Annotated in this window: 19 protein-coding genes and 1 tRNA gene; 11 read left to right on the forward strand and 9 right to left on the reverse strand. The window is 61.6% G+C overall.

Features of this window, described 5'->3' with window-relative positions:
• The first annotated feature begins 87 nt into the window (after positions 1 to 87).
• On the forward strand, positions 88 to 624 hold the full coding sequence (locus tag DNX69_RS15580; protein WP_110786866.1) for a hypothetical protein: 537 nt from the start codon (positions 88 to 90) through the stop codon (positions 622 to 624).
• A gap of 273 nt (positions 625 to 897) precedes the next feature.
• Entirely contained in the window at positions 898 to 1,866 is a 969-nt protein-coding gene (locus tag DNX69_RS15585; RefSeq protein ID WP_110786867.1) for a hypothetical protein, read from the forward strand.
• A 97-nt stretch (positions 1,867 to 1,963) separates the two neighbouring features.
• Here DNX69_RS15585 and DNX69_RS15590 read toward each other — a convergent pair whose 3' ends face one another.
• The 6 genes from DNX69_RS15590 to DNX69_RS15620 all read right to left on the reverse strand — a co-directional run bounded on the left by DNX69_RS15590 (position 1,964) and on the right by DNX69_RS15620 (position 13,944).
• A complete protein-coding gene (locus tag DNX69_RS15590) occupies positions 1,964 to 2,746 on the reverse strand; it encodes a hypothetical protein (RefSeq protein WP_110786868.1) in 783 nt (260 codons plus the stop codon).
• A 389-nt stretch (positions 2,747 to 3,135) separates the two neighbouring features.
• A complete protein-coding gene (locus DNX69_RS15595) occupies positions 3,136 to 4,050 on the reverse strand; it encodes an ImmA/IrrE family metallo-endopeptidase (protein WP_133256020.1) in 915 nt (304 codons plus the stop codon).
• A 1,361-nt stretch (positions 4,051 to 5,411) separates the two neighbouring features.
• Complete coding sequence (locus tag DNX69_RS15600) at positions 5,412 to 7,205, reverse strand: DUF262 domain-containing protein (protein WP_234826985.1); 1,794 nt, start codon at positions 7,203 to 7,205, stop codon at positions 5,412 to 5,414.
• 44 nt (positions 7,206 to 7,249) lie between these two features.
• Positions 7,250 to 12,139, reverse strand: a complete 4,890-nt coding sequence (locus tag DNX69_RS15605) for an AAA domain-containing protein (RefSeq protein WP_110787648.1) — start codon at positions 12,137 to 12,139, stop codon at positions 7,250 to 7,252.
• A gap of 374 nt (positions 12,140 to 12,513) precedes the next feature.
• Positions 12,514 to 12,603 (reverse strand) — tRNA-Ser (locus tag DNX69_RS15615).
• Positions 12,604 to 12,804: 201 nt separating this feature from the next.
• Positions 12,805 to 13,944 carry an ROK family protein gene (locus tag DNX69_RS15620; RefSeq protein WP_110786871.1) on the reverse strand — a complete coding sequence of 380 codons (1,140 nt, stop codon included), beginning with the start codon at positions 13,942 to 13,944 and terminating at the stop codon, positions 12,805 to 12,807.
• A gap of 356 nt (positions 13,945 to 14,300) precedes the next feature.
• Here DNX69_RS15620 and rplU point away from each other — a divergent pair, with 356 nt between their 5' ends.
• The 5 genes from rplU to DNX69_RS26350 all read left to right on the forward strand — a co-directional run bounded on the left by rplU (position 14,301) and on the right by DNX69_RS26350 (position 16,488).
• Positions 14,301 to 14,681, forward strand: coding sequence for a 50S ribosomal protein L21 (rplU, locus tag DNX69_RS15625; RefSeq protein WP_110786872.1), 381 nt, complete (start codon positions 14,301 to 14,303; stop codon positions 14,679 to 14,681).
• A gap of 89 nt (positions 14,682 to 14,770) precedes the next feature.
• On the forward strand, positions 14,771 to 15,043 hold the full coding sequence (gene rpmA / locus DNX69_RS15630) for a 50S ribosomal protein L27 (protein WP_110786873.1): 273 nt from the start codon (positions 14,771 to 14,773) through the stop codon (positions 15,041 to 15,043).
• A gap of 134 nt (positions 15,044 to 15,177) precedes the next feature.
• Entirely contained in the window at positions 15,178 to 15,777 is a 600-nt protein-coding gene (locus tag DNX69_RS15635) for a GNAT family N-acetyltransferase (RefSeq protein WP_110786874.1), read from the forward strand.
• Positions 15,778 to 15,991: 214 nt separating this feature from the next.
• Positions 15,992 to 16,183, forward strand: a complete 192-nt coding sequence (locus DNX69_RS15640; RefSeq protein ID WP_110786875.1) for a hypothetical protein — start codon at positions 15,992 to 15,994, stop codon at positions 16,181 to 16,183.
• A gap of 131 nt (positions 16,184 to 16,314) precedes the next feature.
• A complete protein-coding gene (locus tag DNX69_RS26350) occupies positions 16,315 to 16,488 on the forward strand; it encodes a hypothetical protein (protein ID WP_165825271.1) in 174 nt (57 codons plus the stop codon).
• On the opposite strand, the gene DNX69_RS15645 is transcribed toward DNX69_RS26350, so the two are convergent.
• Positions 16,489 to 17,394, reverse strand: a complete 906-nt coding sequence (locus DNX69_RS15645) for a DMT family transporter (RefSeq protein WP_110786876.1) — start codon at positions 17,392 to 17,394, stop codon at positions 16,489 to 16,491.
• 151 nt (positions 17,395 to 17,545) lie between these two features.
• Here DNX69_RS15645 and obgE point away from each other — a divergent pair, with 151 nt between their 5' ends.
• Both obgE and proB read left to right on the forward strand, forming a co-directional pair.
• Positions 17,546 to 18,607, forward strand: coding sequence for a GTPase ObgE (obgE, locus tag DNX69_RS15650; protein ID WP_110786877.1), 1,062 nt, complete (start codon positions 17,546 to 17,548; stop codon positions 18,605 to 18,607).
• A gap of 140 nt (positions 18,608 to 18,747) precedes the next feature.
• Positions 18,748 to 19,878 carry a glutamate 5-kinase gene (proB, locus tag DNX69_RS15655; RefSeq protein WP_110786878.1) on the forward strand — a complete coding sequence of 377 codons (1,131 nt, stop codon included), beginning with the start codon at positions 18,748 to 18,750 and terminating at the stop codon, positions 19,876 to 19,878.
• Here the strand turns inward: proB and DNX69_RS15660 are convergent, their stop codons facing one another.
• Together DNX69_RS15660 and DNX69_RS15665 are read right to left on the reverse strand one after the other, a co-directional pair.
• A complete protein-coding gene (locus DNX69_RS15660; protein ID WP_234826986.1) occupies positions 19,879 to 20,115 on the reverse strand; it encodes a type II toxin-antitoxin system RelE/ParE family toxin in 237 nt (78 codons plus the stop codon).
• A 55-nt stretch (positions 20,116 to 20,170) separates the two neighbouring features.
• Positions 20,171 to 20,452 (reverse strand): type II toxin-antitoxin system ParD family antitoxin, encoded by a 282-nt coding sequence (locus DNX69_RS15665; protein WP_110786880.1) that lies wholly within the window; start codon positions 20,450 to 20,452, stop codon positions 20,171 to 20,173.
• A gap of 123 nt (positions 20,453 to 20,575) precedes the next feature.
• Between DNX69_RS15665 and DNX69_RS15670 the strand changes: the two genes are divergently transcribed.
• Together DNX69_RS15670 and DNX69_RS15675 are read left to right on the forward strand one after the other, a co-directional pair.
• On the forward strand, positions 20,576 to 21,868 hold the full coding sequence (locus DNX69_RS15670) for a glutamate-5-semialdehyde dehydrogenase (protein ID WP_110786881.1): 1,293 nt from the start codon (positions 20,576 to 20,578) through the stop codon (positions 21,866 to 21,868).
• A gap of 24 nt (positions 21,869 to 21,892) precedes the next feature.
• Complete coding sequence (locus tag DNX69_RS15675; RefSeq protein WP_110786882.1) at positions 21,893 to 22,522, forward strand: nicotinate-nucleotide adenylyltransferase; 630 nt, start codon at positions 21,893 to 21,895, stop codon at positions 22,520 to 22,522.
• Positions 22,523 to 22,668 lie beyond the last annotated feature (146 nt).

Raw genomic sequence — 22,668 nt, forward strand, 5'->3', positions numbered from 1 at the left:
GGATTTCCTCCAAAAGTAGCTATGTGATTTATCACATATTTTACGGCTGGCCCCTTACGCTCTCCTCCGCCAATCCAGGAGGATCACATGGGACTGTACGCGCTTGAGGGCACCATCACGCAATTCGGCCAGTGCCAAGTCGACAACGATCTCGTCGTCTACGCCTACATCGAAGTGGTCGACGCCGCCGGTCTGCGAACGCTGATCAAGAAGGTCGCGGTCGGCGTCGACGTCCAGGCGCTCATCGAACCGGGGATGGAGGGGACCTTTTTCATCGACGAGTTCTTCGTGGTCGGCCGCCGCATCCTCAGCCAATTGTGGGGCGTTTCCACGACCGAACGCGATGTCATCGATAGCGCGAACCTTCGAACGATGCTGGCAGCCTCCAACATGTTCAGGGGGATCGTCTTCACCCCGCTTATGGGATTGGGTATCCCGTACCTGCTTGCCGGTATCGGGCAGTGCTGGTCACTGATCGACGGTTCGGGCAACCGCAGGCGTTATTTTGACAAGGCCATCAACGGCGACGTCGGAAGTCGACCGGGGCCGCCCCTGCCGGAGCGTTTGGGGCTGGCTCTGGGAAGGGCCGTTGCCGACCTGACCCGCAGACATGCGGGCAGCTAGATCAATCGAGCTGTGGGCGCACGTCCGATCCTGTGGAGGCCCTGGCGGACGACACTGCGCCTTAGCTCAGTGAATAAAGCACCAAATCGAGAACACCCCAATTAATAAGGACTTCCGAAATGGCTTCGGGACTTTCTCGGGACTTACGAGCTCCTTCGGGCCCTCTCCAAAGCACCTTTTGTCAACCCTCCTTCCAGACAGTCTTCCCGCGTTAGGAAGGCAAAAAGCATCCCGTTGCAACCTCGGGGTAGGGGTCCCCGGGACGATTGATCGATGGCACGACAAGGAAAACTCGAACTGAGACAAGCTGTTTTCGCCGCAGCCGATCAGATCGCACTGGAAAGGGGCTTAGCGGCCGTTGGAGTGGACAGCGTGTTTGCGGAGACCGGCGGTGGGCGCCAAGCGGTGGAAGAGTTCGTCAAGGCCTGGAAGGCTCGTCAGCAGGTGCGCGCCGAGGAGATGCCGGACAGCATCCGGCTTATGGCGAAACGCATCGCTGAAGAGGCCTGGATATTGGCGGCCATCGCTCACGGCAGTCTCCGCTCAGGCACCGATGCTCCTGGATTCGAGGGTCCCGATCGCCAGGTTGATGAGGAGCGAAGGTTCAGCTCGCCGAACGACGGAGGGCGGAGGCGATCGGTAAAGCCAAAGGTCTCATCTCATCAAACTGGCAAGGGTGAGTTTGATCGGCTTCTTCAGCCCAAAACTTGGCAGGGCGTCATGAATCCCAGGTTCGCGGAGGCGGTGTCGCACGCGCTGGCAAAGGCCGCTCGGCCTCTGTACGCGCGTGAACTCGAAAGTTGCAGCTATCCACCCTCCCGGCTCGATAGATTCGATGCAGCTAAACCTGGAAGGGCGATTATGAAGGCCTTGGACGGAGCGGCGCTCGTCCGCCTGAAGCCCGGCACGTTATGGTTCGAAGGTGCTGAGGTTCCGGAGCGCCCGAAGCGCAAACCTAAATACACATCGGTTGGAACGGACCTATCCAAGCGCCGACGACTGGCGCCCGATTTGATCGAGCAGGCAGTCCAATATATCCGACGAACCTCATCGACGGTAAGGTTTGTCGAAATTTGGGATCACGTGAATCCACCGGAAGGCTTCTCCAAGTCGTGGCTGCGGCATGCTCTGCACCTCCTGAGCAAGGAGGAAGACGCGCGCATACTTCGGCCAGATGATGGTCTATATCGCCGGACCGAGCCTACACGTAAGCCTCCTCTCGCACCTAAGGGAGATAAGTAGATGATCGGGGTGAGCGACGAAGCGTAGTCGTTGCCGGCTTCGGTGGCGGCGGGAGGGAACACCCCGCCGACCCATTCTGGGTATTTCCAAATTCCGTTTACTGGGGCAGCTGACGGCGGCTGTTTGACACCGCGTTGCCGAAGTCCTGTGCCGCGTGCGAGCTGATCGCCAGATTGGGGCTGTTGGCGCTAAACGTGGGGCCAAACGTGAGCAGCAGATCGTGCGTCCGAATGCGTCCTGCCCCTACTAGAGGCAAGCCACCGTTACCCGTTGTGACGCGGACTAGCTTCCAAGCCGGCGTCACAGTCCCACTGGTCGTCACCACAAATTTGATGTGGTAGGATAGGAAATCTTCCTTAAAGATCGAGTCCTTTTTGTTCCCGCCGGAAGAAGGTAAGTAATACCGGCTCCTGAGGGCATTCTCGAGCCAATCTGATATCCCAAGGTCGCTAAGGAGGAGAGAACTCGCTCTAGCGTTAGAGCTGGAGCACGGGCTACTACTTGCCCCCTTAAGCTTATCTAACGCCCAGTAGTTGCCGAATTTGCTTTCCCTCGTCGCCTGCGAAGATAGCACGGCCCCTGCACCGATTGTGAACGTTGGCGACGACAGGTAGGTCGCCCCAGGATTCAGTGCCCCCGACTCGTCAACCTGTAGGTCCAGCGTTGTCTGAACCGCCCACCCCCCGGGGAGGACGCCGGCTTTTCTGCTTGCGACGACCGCATCGACGATGTCGCAGTACACTTTACTCTTGATAGCGAACTCGAACGCCCCGCCGGCCGAAAAGTCCGAGTTGACCGGCGTCCCCTCACCGTACTCCTGAATCGGTGGAACGTACGTGCCGCAGCCCGCTACCGAGACGATTGCAGCGGCCGCGGCCACCGATCGCGTTATCACCTGAAGATGTCGAAGTATTCGGGGCATTGAAAATTGCACACCTTTTTGCCGTCCCGCATGGTGGCGTGTGCTCTGCAATGGCTGGCCGGGCACTTGACTGGTTGCGCGGGATTTCCCAAGGGATCTACGAGTACGTCGCAGCGAGCGATCAATGCGGTCGGGCAGACGATAAGTTTTTCGCGTTGGCTAGGACTCTGGGCGTCCGCCGCCGACGAAAGAAGCATAACTGTGAAGATTGTCAGAGCTCGAAAAAACATTCTGCGCCATGAGTTAAATAATAATTTCGTAAGTCTAAATTACCTGTTTCTGCGCTACAATACGCGGCCGTCGCTTCCTTCAAATATCTTCAGCCTGTTGCCAGGATGTCACGGAGGCTATTTGACGCTATTTTGTCGACAGCGCTCGAAGTCGACAACTAGCTGATGCGACGTCGGTGTGTCGGTAATGATATCGTTGACCGTCAGTATTCGAAGTTCGAAATTCGGATGACTGACGCCTCTGTCCGCGAAAAGGTCCTTCGCGCATAGGGTCGAGCCGCCGAAGCTACCAATCACGCGGATGCCGGCGAGATTGAATGAAACCTTTGAGAGTGCCAATTCGATTTCCATAGCACTTAAGAATGCGTCAATTCGCGTCCTATCTTTGCCGGCGGCGATTAATGCCTTTGCCGCGAACTCGTCTGCGGCACGCTCTCTAGCTTTGACCTCATTGTCATCGAAGTTAAGGTCTGGCGACTCCCTGTCCATGTAGCCAGGATGGCCTTCTTGTTGGTGACCCACTTCGTGTAGGAGCATGAAGGCAAGTAAGTGGGAGGCGTCGATCTTCGAAGTCATCTCCGAGTCCTGCGCGTAACGAGACACCTTCGTCCGGAACGCTTCCGCCTGAACGAAGATGCAGCGGCAAGACCGAAATCGCACCTGAATGACGAACGGCTGCGGCGTGACGGCGATGAGGAACAACTTGATCGCGCTTGGCGTCGATGCGCCGTTTCCTTCAACTTCCCACGACTGCTGGAGCCTGAACGACGAGGACGCTGAAAGCACCGCGTTTGCCGCCGTGGATGCGCTCTCCAAAAGCGACCGCCCCTCGACGCTATGCCGGTATCCGCTGACCTCGACCGGATCAGAACTCTGCGCCGCCTGGGCATGCACTCCGATTGTGATCGCAATCGCCGTACCAAGGAAAATATGCGATTCATCCCGCCCCCAGGCCGGGCCGCAGCGTCTCCTGTTGCTGCCTTGCCGCTCACGCGCCCTAGCACCAAGGTATGCAAACTCGGTGATTTCCAATCTTGCCTACTTCTATCGGCGGCGGGGACGGAACGTTGCGAAGCACGACGTTGGGTAGCGAATTTGGACCACCCAGAAGTTGATTAGGACGGTTGAGCACAGAATTGGCCCCCCCTAATACTTGTACTGGATCGCGGATCACTGAATTCGGCCCGCCGGCGAGCCCCGCGACGTTTCGGATCACGAAACCTTTTCTTCCGAAAAGGTCGTTGTTGTCGCCGAAGCATCCACGGCTGCCGCCGATTCCATGTTCAGCGCACTTGGTCAACTCCCGGACAGTCAACCGAGACGCTGCGCATCCGGCGGCCACGTAAGGTTGACCTCCGCCCGACGCGACGCATTGGACCGCTATTTGCTGCTCGGGGTTGAGGTGCAAGTTCAGAAATTTGTTGGCGGCGCAGGAGCCAAATCCTTGGACATCACCTTGCGATTCCACAGCGCAGTCAACGGCCGCCTTTCCTTCGGGCGACATACTATTGCCGAAGAGAGTACGAGCCGCACATCCGGCAAATCGGCCGCTTGCCACATCCCCGCCTTCGGCGCAAGTTAGCAGCCTACGCTGCTGCGGGGTTAACCTGTCTCCGATCAACCCATTAGCGATGCAGCCGGCGAAACTATCTGCGTCGTCGGAATTTTGGGCAGCGCAATTGATCGCCCTCAACTGGTTCGTGGTCAGTCTGGATCCGAGAAGACCCCTGCCGGCGCAATTGGCGAGATTTTCCTGATTGCCGTTGGCGCTCTCGACACAGCTAAGAAGCATCGCGCTGTCGCGGTCGAGAGCAATCGCGCCTCGCGTGCATACCAGGAATTTCTCGATGTCCGGCTGCTGAGCTTGTCCAGTTAGTTGAGCGCACTGCAGCGCACCCGCCACTGCATCCGATGATACTGCGGCGCTCAAGGCCGGGATGTTTTCTATCGAGGGTGTCGACCCGTCCACAGGGACCGGCACCATCACAGATGGTGGTGGACCGGCTGGATGGCTACCCGGCTGAAGTCCGCTGTGGGTGGCTATCCATTGCGCCACAAGGGGACAGGGCCCTGCCCCAAGCGGGCCGGCACAGATGGGCCCCTGCACCGGATCAACCCAAAGAACTTGAAGCATCTGGGCCGATGCGAAGCGAGAAATAGTAATGACCGCCAAAATGACGAGGAAAAAATAATTGCTTAGTAGGCGCATGCGAAGCCCCCAAAAAGGACGCCGCGACGGGTTAGGTCCGAAAATTTACGGTCAGAACAGACCTAAGATGTGGTGAATTCGTCTTTATGTCAACTTCGTTGAACTTTGCTCGCCCCTCGGAGTACGCGCGCCTTCCTCGCGCTCGGCTCCGCAAACGATCGGCGTAAATGTATCCCCGACAGCGTTATGTCAGGGGCACGGATCGGACGGCATCCGAATCGAGAGGCGCGTAGTTGCCGCTAGGGACCGTCTGCCGGATCCCCCAACGCTTAGCAAGCAACGAAAGGTGACGGTCTTGGCGGCTTCGGTAGACACTGACATCCCAATCCGGGAGTTCACTTAATTCCTGTACACTTGCGTATGTCGCTCTTTTTTTGCCTGCGCTTGTCTCGCCGAGACCAAAATAGACTTTTCGCTTCTGAAGGAAGGGAAGATTCGACGCTGATGAATTCTTACGCGACGTCAGTAAGACAAGATTGCCTATCGTGTCCGTGATCGCTTCTCGCTCGTCTGAGTCGAAGCACCCCCACTCGCCTTGGGCGGGCGTCTGCGGCAGTATGTGTTCGACCGTTTTCTGTCCTATCCACACGACGACCTGTTCGGACAGCAATCGATCGAGGCGTTCAAGAACGGCGCGAGTGACCCTGACGGGGAACTTGCTATAGATTTTGCCGCTTAGGGCCGCCCACGCATCGTCGTTCTCCTCCGCCGTCGCCACCAGCTTGCTTGCAAGCTCCTCATGCGGCGCCGCGAGAGCACCTATGATTTCGCCGTAACGGTTCATCCGCTGCGTGTCGTAGCGACGCCCGAGCTGCATTATCCACGCGAGACCTTCCAGCTTTAGAAGTATCGAAAGAAGCCTTTCGGAAGCGCCGAACTGCATCGCAGCGGCGAGTGCCACAGGGATCCAGTCTTTATTGGGAACCAGGCGGAGCCCCGCCAAGACCTCGGAAAATTCGCTTTGAAGATCAGGCGGAAAGTCTGCTCCAAGGCCATCGACGATCTCTGCAAACCAGCGTTTAGCCGGAGCAAGCTCATGGTTAAGAAAGTTCTTAACGTCCTCAGGCGAGGCGTTCTTGAAGCGGGTTTCGTAGGCCTCACTTAGAGAACTTCGGTTCTTACCCTTCTCCCGTATGAACCTGAGGCTCTCCAGCAAATTTTCAAAATCATTGCGACCGAGGTCGGTCTCGAATTCGCGCCACCTGGCGGCCTGGTGCTTGATGTCAGCTTGATCCTTGAACTTTCCGAGCAAGTCCGCCTTGATGACGTCCGCGTTGGACAAATCGAGCCCGCGGTCGTTTAACACCCTGAAGATCCTCAAGGCCGCACCGCGCGATTCCGTGGAGACCACGACGAGCACGCAATTATTCAACAAGAAGCTGACAAGACGCTGGCGATCCTCGATGGCCATCTCAAGGACGCGATTGCGTAGCGCAACAGCGTTGCCCCACATCAACCTCTGCGCTTCATTCTTCGGATCGTGCGCCGGCGCCGGCTTGCAGGTAGCCCCCGGATCCTGAATCGCTTCACGAAAGAATATGCGGTCCTCAAAATGGGGAAGCACTCTCACCGACTCGACCTGTTTTTTGAACAGGTTCGGTTTGATGTATACCGCGCCTCCAATAGCTTCGAGAGCATCCTGATTAGTCTCTATATCCCGTAAAACAGCCGCCAGTATGGTGAGCGTCGTGAGGCGCTGCTGACCATCAACGACCTGACCAATGGTCTCTTTTTGCGGCCGTATCAGGACGATACTTCCGAGGAAGTACGGCTCGTCTCCGCCGGCATTCATCGCCTCCCGCAAATCTTCAACCAACTGGAGAGCTTCATCCGAAGTCCAGGCATATGGCCGCTGATAAGGAGGTATCTCATGAATGAACTTGTCGCCCAATACTTCCGCAACCGTATGTTCCTCGGCATGTATCACGTTATTGAGTCCTTGGTTTTGCGATTCTCGTCCCTTTTCGGCAGCGAGCATTTGAGCGAGGGCGTCACCCCCGTCTCGGCTCCTCAATGCCGTCGCTAATTCAGCCGAATTCCCTCTTTGGCGGCCCGCACGATCAGCACACGTCGACTCTGACCACCATCTTCGATCTCTATCTCGTCTTCCTCGCTGAAACCGACCATCTGCCTTCCGAACGCGGTGCCAACACTGATCACACCATTGACCGGATCATGCCTGTCTTGGCTCAACACGAAGCTGGCTGTTTTGTTATCATCGAGATAGCGAACTACGATGCGGTCCCCAACCTCGATGCCCCCCTCAGGCCGCTCCCGTGCCTTGCTAACTTCGCCCGACGAATGCCTTGATTGTATTCTCGCATCAACGACCCGTTGCTCGGCGTAGCGCTCCGAAGGAGACTCGATGGTCATTGGGCGAATGCCGTTCGAGTCTAGGATCTGGAAAAGATCGGCCATGCAGCCATCCGGGTCGACGATAAAGCTCGACGCCCAACAGCGCCAGAATCGCCAGCCGACGCGCTCAAGCACGCGCTGTCTAGACATATCGTCGGCCCATTTTTCAGCGCCATGATACTTATCGCCATCGCACTCAATCGCCAGCCGGCGGTCCCCGGCTCCTTCGACCACCAAGTCGATCTTGAACCCCATGGCACCGACCTGCGGGGTGACTCGATATCCGCGGTCAACGAGTCGACCCAACACGGCCCGTTCGAAGTCGGAATCGCACAACGAAGCCAAGTCTCCCGCGGCACGTTGGCTGCCCTTCATGGGATCCCGAAAATGCCGAATGACCTTCGCTTTCAAGTCTTCGGGTTTGAGTTCTTCCTCGCGGACGGACCTCACCAAGTAGAGCCGGTCCCGCGCACGTGACATTGCGACGTTGAAGCGCTGTTCGAAGTGAAGGGCGGTCTGCGATTGCTTGTGTGCCGGATCAGCCACCATTGAAAGGAAGACGATATCGCGCTCGTTTCCCTGGAACGTCGCGCTGTCGCCGCATGCGATCTTGTGGCGGAGAAAAATCTCCTCGCCAACGGCATCGAGCAGCATGCGGTTGATCAAGGCTGCCTGCTTCGAACCGATCAACGAGATGACGCCGATGCTGCGCCAACGGTCACCCTCTCCTATCCGAGATAGCGAGGGGTTCTCAATAATGTTGAGGACCTCTGAGACGACGACCTCCGCCTCCCGGTGATTGACCTTGTCGCCGGTCCGTTCGCCATCGGGCACGTAGATATCCACCAAAGGAGGATCTATGCGCTCATGAGTCGTCGGAATGCGCAATGGAACAAGCGCCTCGGTGTAAAACTGCGTCGAGAACCGGATAATGGGCTCGACGCACCTGAAGTGCTCTCGCAGCATAACGAACTTGTCTGGAAACATCACCTTGGCAAGGTCGTACAGCGATGCTCCCGGCAACAGCAATGTCTTGAATGGTTGATTGGTCAGGAAGGTCCGCTCAAGACGTTCGATCTTCGCGTTGTCGATAAACGCGGCGGTCGGACTGACCTGTTTGTCATCCCCGACGACAAGGATCTTGCGCCCGCGGAGGAGAGCCGTCACCTCCTTGATATCGGACTGCGACGCCTCGTCCATGATGACGAGATCGAAGGTACCCAACTCGCCCGAAAGCTGCTCAGCGACGCGCCAGGATGGCATGATCCAGCACGGCACTCCATCGTAACAGGCCGCCATCGCTTTGCGAGCGTCACGACGGTGGCGCATGGCGCCCTTGCCAGTGCCCTTTCCTACCTTTCTCAAGGCGGTCGCGAACATCATCAAGGCTGCGCGGACTTGACCGTTCATCGAACTGGCGAGAGCATAAAAAGTGCGTTCGCGGACGAGCTGTTGGAAGCTCTTCGCGACGGTCTCTTCGAGCCTGGAACGTTCCGCCGCGAGGCTACCGAGGGCGCCACGCTGATCAAGCGACGACAGATAGCTCTGAGCGGCGCCCCAGTTCCATGCCTCACGCCAGTCGGAAGGGATCTGGAGATCCTGGCCGTCTGAGGCAGCTATGTCGCGTAGCTTGGCGGCCCAGGCAGGGGCGCCGGCGAATTCGAGGTTGTCCGCGACTTCCCGCACAGTCTCGAAATGGGAGCGGTGATGGGCGAGGTCATCGATCGCCTGTAGCAGCTTTGTCCAGGTATCTTCCACGCGCGCTTCAGGCAGGCCGGCCTTCCCGACGACATCGTCTAGAAAAGACTTCGCCAGTCGACCGAACTTTCCTCCACTTTCTCCGAAAAGCTCGGAGAGCCGTGCGACTTCCTGTTTCGCGGCAGCGAGCCGAACCGCTGCGATAGCATTCCGGAGCGTCGTCCGGATGGATCGCAACTTCGCTTCATCAGGCCATAATCCCGTCGTGTCACCAATGGCCACGTCGCGCAGCCCGGCCTGAAGGCCGTCATGGATTCCCGGTGCGACAATGAGCGTGCCCTCCAGCGCATCCGCAAGTTCGGAGAGTTGTCGAGGCACATCTATGCCGACACCCGCTGCGGCAAGCTCTGGCACCAGTCCATTCCATCGAAGACGTAGATCGGTGAAACGCCTGCGCCAGGCCACGTAATCGCGGACGTGCGACCATTCCTCGGAGCTGGAGGGGGGCCGCGAAAGGATGCGGATTGCTTCGAGGGCTGGCCGGAAGGCCCTTTCCTTGAAGGCGAATAGGCCGAACACTTTGTCGCCGGCGGCACAACGCGCGATCAAGTCTTCCAATTCCGGAGACACATCGTCCTGCACCGTGACCGGCGTCTGCAAATACTTGAAGTGCTCTGAGACGATTGATTTGGCATCCGGCAAGAACGACCGCAGCGCCTGCATCACAGGGTCGTCCTTGTTCAACTGCGCGGCCGTGCATATTGAACGTAGAAACGGAAAACGTTCCAGATAACGGCAGGCGTCGAGCAGAATGTCGAGCGCCTCCGCAGCAAGCTCGGCCTTCTCGAGTGCTTCCACCGAATGCAGCCGCAGGACGAGCGAAGAATCCTTAGCGGCCTCCGCGTTCAGCGCGTCGGCTCGCTGGATGTCCAGATGGAGGTTAGCAAGCGCGCGTCCACTGGGCAGGTCAGCTACCGACGGCAGGTCGGCGCGTAGATGCTCGATGCGTGCGCCCAGCGCGAGCCTGGCGTCGCGGATCCGAGCGAGGTCGTCATCATCGAAGGCTGCATTCGCTGAAAATACGGCTGGCCGATCAACGAACCATGAATATTTGTCGCCGCTCGCAACGACCGCCGCTGCCAATTCGGCTGGTCGCAGATCGCTGCCAGGGACAACCGAAAGTTGTTTCTCCGCAAGCTGGCCGATCTCGTCGTCGATCTCGACAATCCGCCTGCGCATACCGATGATCGAATTCTCCAGATCGCGAATTAGTCGGAGTTGTTCGCCTGGACGGATACTCTCGATTATCGATTGGAGGAGACGGACCGCCCCTTCGAGTTGCTTGAATCCTTCCTTTTCCAACGTCGTGATACTGATAGCTAGATCGCGCACTTCGGGCGGCAGCTGATCGCGCAGCACTGCGAGCGCGGGCTCGCCGTGGGAAACGACGAGTACGCGGCGGCCAAGCGCCAGATAGTGGCAAATAATGTTCGATATTGTATGAGTCTTACCTGTCCCAGGCGGCCCCTGGACTACGACGCCGTCGTTCTCCTCCAGCCTTCTGACGATCTCGACCTGTTCGTCGTTAAATGGTTTGGGGAAGAACAGGTCGCCGAGCGGCGCGCTAGGTTCGTCTATGACTCCCGATTCTGACAAGCCTCCCAAAGAGCCTGTCAACGAGCCCCACCGATTGGTCCTTGAAGGTGCCGGGCCCATTACCAAAGTACGTGATGGCCCCGGAAGGTCGCCGGGCGAGAGTTCAATTGCGTGCTTGAGATTCGCAATGTCCTGAAGGAGGAAGTTGTCAGATCGCTTTCGTGCCGCCACGACCCAGCGGTCGGTAACGACGAGGTTCTGTGTCGCCGGGCGCGGGGGTACCGTGGGCTCAATGCGCTCGCTGTCCGGAAGATAGATGCCTTCAGAATCCAGTCGCGTCTGGCAAGCCCGCAGAACGACTTCGAAGCTTTCCCGCTCGAACGGGTTCACGCCCGGGTCCTCATCGACGACCGAAAGCGCCCGACGGGCGGCATCCTGAGCCATGGGGACGCCGTCGATCTTGAGTTCGTCGTAGGGTCGCAGGTTTACGGTCGCCGGTGCCTGCCGTGGACGGATTCTGATTGTGCCCGCCGCGGCTTCGTCGATTTCTATTTCAACCAATCGTTCGATCAGCGGCAGATCGATCAGCGTGCCTTCAATCATCCAGCGCGAAAGACCGATCCCCCAGACCAACTCGATTGCCTGTTCCGCGCCGCCCAACTCGGACAGCTGGGCAACCTCGAACAGCTTTTGATAGAGAGCGATCGATCGTCTGCGCGGCTGCTCGGCGACAGCCCATGGCAACCAAGACTGCGAGATGTAATTTTCAGTCTCAGTGGCTATCTCCGGCCAATCTTCCAACGGTAAGCGAACGTCGAACTGACCTCTCGCGCCTGCCGCGAAAGACTCCGCGCAGTCCTCCGCCCGCGCTCGCCCTGAGGCCAGGAGCGCATCGCATTCACTTTGGGGGACGGTAATCAGCGCGTGGCCGAGCGACACCGGCGCCTTTTCGGGGTCCGGTGACAGATCAATCCAGAACGCCAACCAATTGGGGGGCATAGGCGGGTCATGGCGCCTAAGCCGCTCCATGCTCAGCCAAATTGGACCATCGTCGTCAGTCAAATCGTGGGTGACACCCGGCAGCGCATGAAATTCATGTTCGTGAAACGCATAGGTCTGGCCGTTAGCGAGGCGATACTCGGAAAGCCGGCACGCCGGTCGCTCGTCCAGCTTGACGACCTGCTCGACGTAGTCGAGCAATTCCGCGAGGCGTTCTGCGGGGGCTCCGTCGGCTCCCTCTGCGCGTTCCTCTGCTCCCTTCAAGGCCGCCCCCGATCCCTCGTCGCATTTCGCCCAAATCATCCGCTGCAATAATCGAAACTCGGCGCCCCTTACAACTTTGTCGAGAAGAAGCGGTCCGACTTTCGTTATGAGGCGGGGCGCTTGAGGAGGAAGACACCTGCATCGAGATGTTTTCTGACGCGGTGTTGAAAGAGATCGGCTTCGTGGCTCAGCTATATGAGGACGGCAGATGCGCAAAGTTCGATGCCGTCATCAGTGCCCTGATGATGAAAGCCGCAGGCGTTGATATAAGATTGAATGCCGCGGAGGTGCTACACCGCGGTGCTCCACCGCTCCATTCTCGGCGGCTCTCTAAGTGGCTGATTTTGAAGGACTTCTTCGCTATACCAAATTAATGGCGGAGAGGGAGGGATTCGAACCCCCGATAGGCTTGCACCTATGCCGCATTTCGAGTGCGGTGCATTCAACCACTCTGCCACCTCTCCTGGTGCCAAAAGCGGGCGATTCACGCCCGGTGGTCGGGGCGTGTTCTAGGCGAGGCGGGGCGGATGCACAAGGTGGGTCTGAAGATTTGCCGGCCATGACCGTGCCGCCACGGCGACCGGCCCGACCCGCACGGCCGGCCCCCGCCGGCCAAGACTGGCAACCGGTCCGGTGGACCGATGCCAGCCGGCCCGGTCGGCCGCTCAAGCCTTTTCTTTCCGCTCCTTCTTGTCCTTGTCTTTTTCCTTCTCCCGCTCCTTCTTCGGCTTGTCCTTGTCCTTGGACTTGCGGTTGGTGAAGCGGGCGTTGCCGAGGCCGGTGCCAATCGTCAGCACGCCCCAGCGCTCGAATTCCTGCATGAACGGCACCTCGCTGAGGCCCTGGGCGACACCGTCATTGTGCATCAGGATCGCGGTGTCGTGCCTGCCGATCGTCGGGATTCCTTCGAGCAGGCTGCGCGGCAGATGGAATTTGCTGCTCTCCCAATTGCCGGGCAGGTTCTGGGCGCCCTTTTCGATGCTGCCGTCGGCGTTGATCACGCCCGGACAGGAAATGCCGATGAACGGCGCCAGCTTGAAGCCTTCGTCCTCGGCGTCCGAGATCAGCTCCTTGAGCATCCGGGTCAGCCGCTTGACCGTAGCTTCGCGCGTCGGCTCGTCGTCCGCGTGCCGCCACAGATCGGACTTCCAGACAGAGGCCTTCGACAGGTCCGGCGCCTTCTTCCAGGCGGTCTCGACCACACCGCAGCGGATGTTGGAGCCCCCAATATCGACCGCCAGGATGCTGTCATGCGCTTCGAAGATCCAAGACGGCGCCAGATGCAGGCAGCCGATCAGCCCGGCCTCGTCGGGGTGAAATCGGATCGGCACCAGATCGATCTTATATCCTTCGGATCGCAGCAGGATTTCGGTCCGCGCGATGGCGATTTCACCGAGCCGGCTCTGCCGGAAGCCACCCCCGACCACGATGCACTCGGTATCGGCCCAGACCTTGGTCTTTAGAAACCGCTTGGTGACGTAAGCAAGCTCTTGGGCGAAGTCTTCAATCGCACTGTGCACCAGCGCCGCGGCGCCGGCGTCGTCTCCAGTCAGCACCTTGTCGAGCATGCTCTTGGAGATGTCATCGGTCGCGGTGTCGCCGAACGGATCGGCGCCGGACTTGCGGAGCGGCTTGCGCCAGGAATCGAGGATCCGCTGAAATGCACCCTTGCTGGCGCGATCGCCGAGAAAGCCGTCGTCGTCCTTCAGCTCGATGTTGTAGGTGTCGACGTCCACCGACGGCAGCCGCGCCGCACCGTGGACGGCGATGCCCGCAGTCGTCGTGGCCAGCGTATCCTCAGCCATAGCCGCTCCCCCCGCATGAAAACCGGATGACAACGATCCGGGAACCGGTTGGTTGCATGCGCGGGACGGAGGGCGACCGAGCAACAATCGACCCCACTGCCCGCAAATCGGCTGGTGCGAGGCGGATTCGGCCGGCCTTGTCTTGACTCGACGTCACCGGCCGATATAAGTCACGCACCGGCGCGGGCAGGTCTCGCGCCGCATTGTTTTTGTGCGGCCAGAGGCGAGGCTTTCGCCCGGCTCAAGTCCATCCGCACCAAAGCCGCGACGCTTCGTCGTCGCACCCCGTCATCGACTGACCAAAAAGCCGGCCCGGGTTCACCCGAGGCCGGGATCGAACACGAAGGAAGAAAAAGATGTTCGCAGTCATCAAAACCGGCGGCCGGCAGTACCGTGTCGTTCCGGAAGATGTGCTCGAAGTAGGCAAGCTCGACGGCGACGTCGGCACCATCATCCAGCTCGGCGAAGTGCTGGTGCTGGGCGGCGACACCCCGGTTCTCGGCGCGCCCACCGTGGCCGGCGCGACCGTGGCGGCCGAAGTGCTGGACCACAAGCGCGGCCCGAAGGTGATCGCGTTCAAGAAGCGCCGCCGCAAGCACTCCAAGCGCAAGCGCGGCTATCGCGACGAAATCACCGTGCTGCGGATCACCGAGATCCTCGCCGACGGCAAGCAGCCCTCGGTCGGCCCCCGCCCCAAGCGCACCAAGGCGGCCCCGGCTGCGGAAGCTGCCGAATAAGTCGCAGCGCGCAGCAGGCGTGACAAAAAAGCGGGATGATTCCGTAACAGGATTCATCTAAAAGGTATTTCGGATTTTGGAGACGAGCCATGGCTCATAAAAAGGCGGGCGGTTCCTCGCGCAACGGACGTGATTCCGCAGGCAAGCGCCTCGGCGTCAAGACGTTTGGCGGCGAGCATGTGATTCCCGGCAACATCATTGCGCGTCAGCGCGGCACCCAGTGGCATCCCGGCCTCAACGTCGGCATGGGCACTGATCACACCTTGTTCGCCAAGGTGGAAGGTCGCGTCGAATTCCGCGCCAAAGCCAACGGCCGCACCTACGTATCGGTACTCCCGATTGCGATGCAGGCGGCCGAATAGACGGTGGACCGAAATATGTGTCCGCCGGGTCCTGTCAAACCGGCGGAGCACACGTAAGGGCTCCAGGGGAGGCGGGATAACCGGCCTCCCCTTTTTCTTTGCGTACTTTTACGGCGCATCTTCAGGAGCCCGCCATGTTGCAGGAGATCCCGACCACCACGCCCTCGTTGCGCGAAGCGAGACCGTGCGTCCTCGAGACCGAGCGGCTGACGCTGCGTAAACCGGTCCTCGCGGACGTCCAGGCCATCGCTTCGCTCGCCAACGATCGCCGAGTCGTCGAGATGACCCGGCGAATGCCTTTCCCCTACAGCCGCGACGACGCCGCGCGCTTCGTCACCGCGCTGGGCCAGGGCCACGACAGCGTGTTCCTGATCGAGGCCGAGGATCTGGAGCCGATCGGCCTCGTCGGTGTCGATTGGAGCGATCGCGACGCGCCCGAGCTCGGCTATTGGCTCGGCGTGCAGCATTGGGGCAACGGCTACGCCACGGAAGCCGCGCGCGCGGTGATCGACTTCACCTTCGAGGTTCACGGCGCCAAGCAGATGATCTCCGGCGCCCGCGTCATCAATCCGGCGTCGCGCAACGTGCTGGAGAAGTGCGGCTTCCAATGGACCGGCGTCGAGCTGCACCGATTCGAAGCAATCGGATCGTCGACCCCGGTGGACTGCTTCCGCCTGAGCCGTGGGGTGTGGTCGTCGCTGAAGAAGTGGGGCACCACCAAGCGGCGGTGCTGACCCGCGGGGTCCCGCGTCGCCAATAATGAAGTGAACGGATCGGCCGGGCCGCGCCCCGGCCGATGTTGTTTCGGGACAGTCGTATCAAGCCGCGGCATCGCCGTTACCGGCCGCTTAACCACGGCGAGACGACGGGCCGTCAGCCTCGGTCGGAACCGAGTTCAGCGAAGCGCGCAGGCTGCGTAGGACGGACTTCCACACAGGGAGTTCCGAAATGTCCGCTCATCGCTACATCCAAGCCGTCCTCGCCCGCGACCTCGCCGAAGACATCAAGCCGCTCGCGCCCGCGACGATCGATCAGATCGAACGCGCCGCCGACCGCGCCGCGGAGGCCGATCAGCATCGCGAGCGGGCCGAACAACTCAGCTTCCGCTTCGTCGATCTCGACCGCCGTTTCGGCATCTGATCACGACGCATCGCGGCGCGTTCAATCGACGTTTAACTATCGCCGAGCGCACGCGTCGCTTCCGTCCCCGTGACTACGCGATTTTCATCAATGCCGTGTAGTCAGGCATCAGTTCGACCAGGGAGATCCAGATGTCCGATTCGCCCGACCAAGCCGTCGCCGCCCGCGACGTGCGTGACGAATTCCGTGCCGACCTCGACGCTTTCGAGGCGACCGAACGCAAACTGCTGATCGAGGACCGCCGCGAACGCGCCCGCCAGCTCAGCGAACGCTTCAGCGGCTTGGCGCTCCGGGTCGGCGAGTAATCATTCGCCCTTGGACGCCGGTGGCCCGCCACGCTCGCGCCAACCGAGATACAGCCCGGCCGCGATGATGATCGCGACCCCGGCCATCGTTGCCCGTGACGGCACATCCCCGAACAACAGCCAGCCGAACGCGGCTGCGAAAATGATCATCGTGTACTGATACGGCACCACGACGCTCGCCGGCGCCAGCCGCAGCGAGCGGTTGACGCATAGCAGACCGACCGCCGACACCACACCCGAGAGCCCAAACCACACCAAATCGGCCGCAGACGGCGTGATCCAGCCGGACGGCGCCAGAACTAATCCCAGCACCAGCGTGCCGGCGAACTGCTGCGAGGCCAGCACCATGTCGGGCGTTTGCCGCAACAACCGGGTGAGCAGCAGCAGGCCGGCAAACAGCACGCTGGCCAGGATCGCGATCAGCGCCGGCCCGCTCATGGTCTGGGCCGATGGCTGCAGCGCGATCAGGACGCCGACGAAGCCGACGACGATCGCGATTCCGCGCGCCCGATCGATGGTCTCGCCCAGAAACAACGCGGCGCCGACCGACACGAACAGCGACGAGGCGAGATAGAAGGTGATGACGTCGGCCAGCGGCAGATAGACCGTGGCCAGATAGAATACCGCCACTTCGCCGGCTGCGATCAGCGTCCGCGCCAATTGCAGCCCCGGTCGCTCCAGCCGCAGGAACGCCCGGCGCTGGCGCCAGATCAGCGGCGACAGCACCAGCAGCCCGGCCAGAGCCCGCAGCACCAGGAGCTGCCCGACCGAATAGATCGCTACCACTGTTTTGCCGGCCGCATCGGCGAACGAGAATGCCAGCATCGCCAGTAGCATCAGCAGGATGCCGGCGATCCGCGCGGCACGCGGGTCGGACGCGGTGGTTATTTTAGCGAACAGCCCCATATTGGCCCGGATGGTTGTGACGGCCGCTTATCGCCCTGGGGTGCGAGCCGGCGCAAGGCGGCGGAGAGTCGCTTGGACTTTCAGACCGCCCTGGCTGCAGACGGTGATCGAAGTGTTGCCGCGCCCCCCGACCTTACGATACGGATGACCCATGAAATTCCTCGATGAAGCCAAGGTTTACATCCGCTCCGGCGACGGTGGGAACGGTTGCGTGGCGTTCCGCCGCGAGAAGTTCATCGAGTTCGGCGGCCCCAATGGCGGCAATGGCGGTCGCGGCGGCAATATCATCGTCGAGGCCGCCGACGGCCTGAACACGCTGATCGACTACCGTTACCAGCAGCACTTCAAGGCGCAGAAGGGCGGCAACGGAATGGGCAGCGACCGCCACGGCGCAGGCGGCAAAGATATCGTGATGAAGGTGCCGGTCGGCACCCAGATCTTCGACGAGGACAAGGAAACGCTGATCCACGACTTCACGAAGGTCGGCGAGCGTTTCGTGCTGGCCAAAGGCGGCAATGGCGGCTTCGGCAACGCGCATTTCAAATCCTCGACCAACCGGGCGCCGCGCCACGCCAACCCCGGCCTGCCGGGCGAAGAGCGCTGGATCTGGCTGCGACTGAAGCTGATCGCCGACGCCGGCCTGGTCGGGCTGCCGAACGCCGGCAAATCGACTTTCCTGTCCAAGGTCAGCGCCGCCAAGCCGAAGATCGCCGACTATCCGTTCACCACGCTGCATCCGCAGCTCGGGGTGGTGAACAGCGACGGCCGCGAGTTCGTGCTAGCCGATATTCCCGGTCTGATCGAAGGCGCCCACGAAGGCGCCGGCCTCGGCGACCGCTTCCTCGGCCATATCGAGCGTTGCCGGGTGTTGCTGCATCTGATCGACGCCACCTGCGAACACGCCGGCAAGGCCTACAAGACGGTGCGCGGCGAACTCGAAGCCTATGCCGAGACACTGGTCGACAAGATCGAAATCGTTGCGCTGAACAAGATCGACGCTGTCGAACCGGACGAACTGAAGAAGCAGAAGGACCGGCTGAAGCGCGCCGCCAAGAAGACGCCGCTGCTGCTGTCAGGCGTCACCGGCCAGGGCGTGCCGGAGGCGCTGCGGGCGCTCGCCGCGGTGATCGGCGAAGCGCCGGTGTCGGACAAAGCGATCGGCACCGCCGACAATCCGGCCGAAGCCAAGCCCTGGGCCCCGCACGACGCGTGAACCGGCCCCCTCCGCCGGATTAGGACAGGCCTGCTGATCCGTTCGCACGGCTTGCGCGGGTCGGCTCGGTGCTGCAAAACGGCCGTCTTCCTGCCAGTCGCGCCGCTTTGCGCCCAGCGACATTGTGATCGATACCTTCCATGGCCAGCCCCAAGCTTCACGATTTCCGCCGTATCGTCGTCAAGGTCGGCTCATCGCTGCTGATCGACTCAGTCGCCGGCGAGGTGCGGGCCGGATGGCTGACGGCGCTTGCCGCCGACATTGCCGAACTGCATCGCGGCGGCCGCGATGTGATGGTGGTGTCGTCCGGCTCGATCGCGCTGGGACGGAGCCGGCTGAAGCTGCCGCGCGGGCCGCTGAAGCTCGAAGAAAGCCAAGCCGCCGCCGCGGTCGGCCAGATCGAACTGGCGCGGACCTGGTCGGAAGTGCTCGGCGCCCATGGCATCGGCGCCGGACAGATCCTGGTGACGTTCCAGGACACCGAGGAACGCCGCCGCTATCTCAACGCCCGCTCGACCATCGGCAAACTGCTGGAATGGCACGCTGTGCCGGTGATCAACGAGAACGACACCGTTGCCACTACCGAGATCCGCTACGGCGACAACGACCGGCTCGCGGCGCGCGTCGCGACCATGGCGAGCGCCGATCTGCTGATCCTGCTGTCCGACATCGACGGGCTGTACACCGCGCCGCCCGGCAGCAATCCCGACGCCACGCTGATCCCGGTGGTCGAAGCGATCACCGCCGAGATCGAAGGCATGGCCGGTGCGGCAGGCTCGGAGCTGTCGCGCGGCGGCATGCGCACCAAGATCGAGGCGGCCAAGATCGCGACCTCTGCGGGAACGCATATGCTGATCGCCTCCGGCAAGATCGATCACCCGCTCAAGGCGATCGCCGACGGCGGCAAGTGCACCTGGTTCCTGACCCCCGCCAATCCGGTCACGGCGCGAAAGCGCTGGATCGCCGGGTCGCTGGAGCCGAAGGGCACGCTGACGATCGACGCAGGCGCGGTCAGCGCACTACGCGCCGGAAAGAGCCTTCTGCCGGCCGGCGTGATCCGGGTCGACGGCCAGTTCTGCCGCGGCGATGCGGTGATCGTGCGCGGACCGGATACTCACGAGATCGGCCGCGGCCTGGTCGCCTACGACGCCGAGGACGCCGATAAGATCAAAGGCCGCTCGTCGCCGGACGTGATGACGATCCTCGGCATCACCGGCCGCGCCGAGATGATCCATCGCGACGATCTGGTGGTCGGGACGGCGCCGGCGTGATCAGGGCGCGATATCCTTGGGCGTAATGTCCTGGCGCCCGTGCAGCACACGCGCAATCCGAATGGCTCCCGCCTCGGCCGTGTAGAAGACCAGGTAACTACCGACAGGAAAACTCCGGACTGTTGGTGACAGTTCGGGGCGCCGCCGCCCTGCACCAGGATTCTGCGTGAGGAGGTCGAACGTTTGGGTGATCAATTCGATCACCGCATCAGCAGCGTATTCGTTATCAAGTTGCAAGAAATGACCAGATCTGGTCGAGGTCGGTGCGCGCGCGCGTGGGCTGAGGCGACGATTAAGAAACACTTTTGGAGGCTGCTGCGCGCGCAGCGGCGAGCCTCTCCCGTCCACGTCGCTTCACATCCTCAGCCAAAGTCTTGGCGTCGAACTCCTCGCCAGGCCCGCTGTCCAGCCCTTTCTGGATCTCCGCCCGGAGCGCCTCAAGCTTGGCTTCGCGCGCCTGCATCTGGCGCAGGCTTTCCCGCACGACGTCGCCGGCGGTCTCGTAGCGACCGCTTTCGACCAAACTGTCGACAAACGCTGCGGAGTGCTCGTCGAGGGTGTAGCTGCCGGCCATGGGAGCCTCCTTGAGCAGATTTCAAAAGGATAGGGATCACCCGGTTTCCCCGCAACCGGCTTGGCGTACCGGCGTTTTCCGCCTATTTACATGACGCACCACGGATTTTTTGGGTCCAACGCCATGACCGCCTCGCTCAAAGCCATCGACGGCAGCGCCGAACTGACGACGCTGATGACCGACCTGGGTCGCCAGGCTCGCGCCGCCGCCCGGATCCTGGCGCTGGCGCCGCCGGAGCAGAAGAACCGCGCGCTGGAGGCGATGGAGCGCTCGATTCGCGCCGGCGCCGACAAGATCCTGGCGGCGAATGCCGAAGACGTTGCCGACGCCAAAGCGGCTGGCACCACATCGGCATTTCTGGACCGGCTGACGCTGACACCGGCGCGCGTCGAGGCGATGGCCGAGGGCATCGCGGTGGTACGCGGCATCGCCGACCCGATCGGCACCGTCACCGAGAGCTGGCAGCGCCCGAACGGGATGACGATCGAGCGCGTCCGGGTGCCGCTCGGGGTCGTCGCGGTGATCTTCGAAAGCCGGCCCAACGTCGCCGCCGACGCCGGCGTGCTGTGCCTGAAGTCCGGCAACGCCGTGATCCTGCGCGGCGGCTCGGAGAGCTTCCGCTCCTGTCGCGCGATTCACGACTGCTTGGTGCAGGGCCTGCGCGAAGCAGGGCTGCCGGACGCTGCGATTACTTTGGTGCCGACCCGCGACCGTACTGCTGTAGGGTTGCTGCTCGGCGGTCTCGATGGCGCGGTCGACGTCATCGTACCTCGCGGCGGCAAGAGCCTGGTGGCGCGCGTCGAGAGCGAAGCGCGAGTACCGGTGTTCGCCCATCTCGAAGGCGTCAATCACGTCTATGTCGATCGCAGCGCTGATCTGGCTATGGCCAAATCGATCGTGCTGAACGCCAAGATGCGCCGCACCGGCGTCTGCGGTGCAGCCGAAACGTTGCTGATCGATCGCGCCGCGGCCACAACGCATCTGGCGCCTCTGTTGGCGATGCTGATCGACTCGGGATGCGAAGTGCGCGGCGATCAGGCCGTGCAGCAGGTCGATCCCCGGGTGAAGCCGGCGAGCGATGAGGACTGGGACACCGAATATCTCGACGCGGTGATCGCCGCCAAGCTGGTCGACGGCGTCGATGCGGCGATCGCGCATATCCATGACCACGGCTCGCACCACACCGATGCGATCGTCGCCGAGGACGCGCAGGCGGCGGCGAAGTTTCTCGGCGAAGTCGACTCCGCGATCGTGCTGCACAACGCCTCGACGCAGTTCGCCGACGGCGGCGAATTCGGCTTCGGCGCCGAGATCGGAATCGCCACCGGCAAATTCCACGCCCGCGGGCCGGTCGGCGCCGAGCAGCTCACGACCTTCAAGTATCGCATCCACGGCAGCGGGCAGACCCGGCCGTGATGCCGCCGCGCCGCCGAGGCTGAGGTGACGCCGGATCTCGCCGCGGCGCGCCGCGCGATTCCGCCGTTCACGCCCGGGATGCGAATCGGGCTGCTCGGCGGCTCGTTCAATCCGCCGCATCTGGCGCATCGCGCGATCAGTCAGTTCGCGATCAAGCGGCTGAAGCTCGATCGGGTTTGGTGGCTGGTATCGCCGGGCAATCCGCTGAAGGACGTCTCCAGCCTGCGCGAGATCGACGCCCGGGTCGCTGCGGCACAGGCAATCGCGGACGATCCGCGGATCCAGGTCAGCCGTCTCGAAGCCGTCATCGGCACCCGCTACACTGCAGACACTCTCCGCTATCTGCGCCGGCATTGTCCTGGCGCTCGCTTCGTCTGGATCATGGGCGCCGACAACTTGGCTCAGTTCCATCGCTGGCAGCAGTGGCAGCAGATCGCGGCCGATGTCCCGATCGCGGTGATCGACCGTCCGCCGACCAGCCTCCGCGCACTGGCGTCTCCCGCCGCGCAGCGCCTGATGCGAATGCGACTTCCTGCTAACGAGGCCGCAACCCTGCCGGATCGCCGGCCACCCGCTTGGGTGTATCTCACCGGGCTGAAATCGCCGGTATCGTCGACCGCTCTGCGGAATCCCGACGGAAGCTGGAAGACATGATGGCCGCGTCCGCTGGACTCTCGCCGCGCAGCACCCCACATCCGACCTGTGACTTTTGCGAGACGGCACGGCGGCGGCGTGGGCCCGCCGAGGCCACTCTGATTCCACTTTGCTGGAAATTGCTTTAGAATGGCCTGTGGTCGTCG

The organism is Rhodopseudomonas palustris (assembly GCF_003226555.1).
In the GTDB taxonomy this organism is placed as follows: Bacteria; Pseudomonadota; Alphaproteobacteria; order Rhizobiales; family Xanthobacteraceae; genus Rhodopseudomonas; species Rhodopseudomonas palustris_I.

Bases quoted from the DNA above. Each gene is read 5' to 3' on its own strand.
- DNX69_RS15580 (WP_110786866.1), top strand. From the start codon at position 88: ATGGGACTGTACGCGCTTGAGGGCACCATCACGCAATTCGGCCAGTGC.
- DNX69_RS15585 (WP_110786867.1), top strand. From the start codon at position 898: ATGGCACGACAAGGAAAACTCGAACTGAGACAAGCTGTTTTCGCCGCA.
- DNX69_RS15600 (WP_234826985.1), bottom strand. From the start codon at position 7,205: ATGCTCGCTGCCGAAAAGGGACGAGAATCGCAAAACCAAGGACTCAAT.
- DNX69_RS15620 (WP_110786871.1), bottom strand. From the start codon at position 13,944: ATGGCTGAGGATACGCTGGCCACGACGACTGCGGGCATCGCCGTCCAC.
- rplU (WP_110786872.1), top strand. From the start codon at position 14,301: ATGTTCGCAGTCATCAAAACCGGCGGCCGGCAGTACCGTGTCGTTCCG.
- rpmA (WP_110786873.1), top strand. From the start codon at position 14,771: ATGGCTCATAAAAAGGCGGGCGGTTCCTCGCGCAACGGACGTGATTCC.
- DNX69_RS15635 (WP_110786874.1), top strand. From the start codon at position 15,178: ATGTTGCAGGAGATCCCGACCACCACGCCCTCGTTGCGCGAAGCGAGA.
- DNX69_RS15640 (WP_110786875.1), top strand. From the start codon at position 15,992: ATGTCCGCTCATCGCTACATCCAAGCCGTCCTCGCCCGCGACCTCGCC.
- DNX69_RS26350 (WP_165825271.1), top strand. From the start codon at position 16,315: ATGTCCGATTCGCCCGACCAAGCCGTCGCCGCCCGCGACGTGCGTGAC.
- DNX69_RS15645 (WP_110786876.1), bottom strand. From the start codon at position 17,394: ATGGGGCTGTTCGCTAAAATAACCACCGCGTCCGACCCGCGTGCCGCG.
- obgE (WP_110786877.1), top strand. From the start codon at position 17,546: ATGAAATTCCTCGATGAAGCCAAGGTTTACATCCGCTCCGGCGACGGT.
- proB (WP_110786878.1), top strand. From the start codon at position 18,748: ATGGCCAGCCCCAAGCTTCACGATTTCCGCCGTATCGTCGTCAAGGTC.
- DNX69_RS15665 (WP_110786880.1), bottom strand. From the start codon at position 20,452: ATGGCCGGCAGCTACACCCTCGACGAGCACTCCGCAGCGTTTGTCGAC.
- DNX69_RS15670 (WP_110786881.1), top strand. From the start codon at position 20,576: ATGACCGCCTCGCTCAAAGCCATCGACGGCAGCGCCGAACTGACGACG.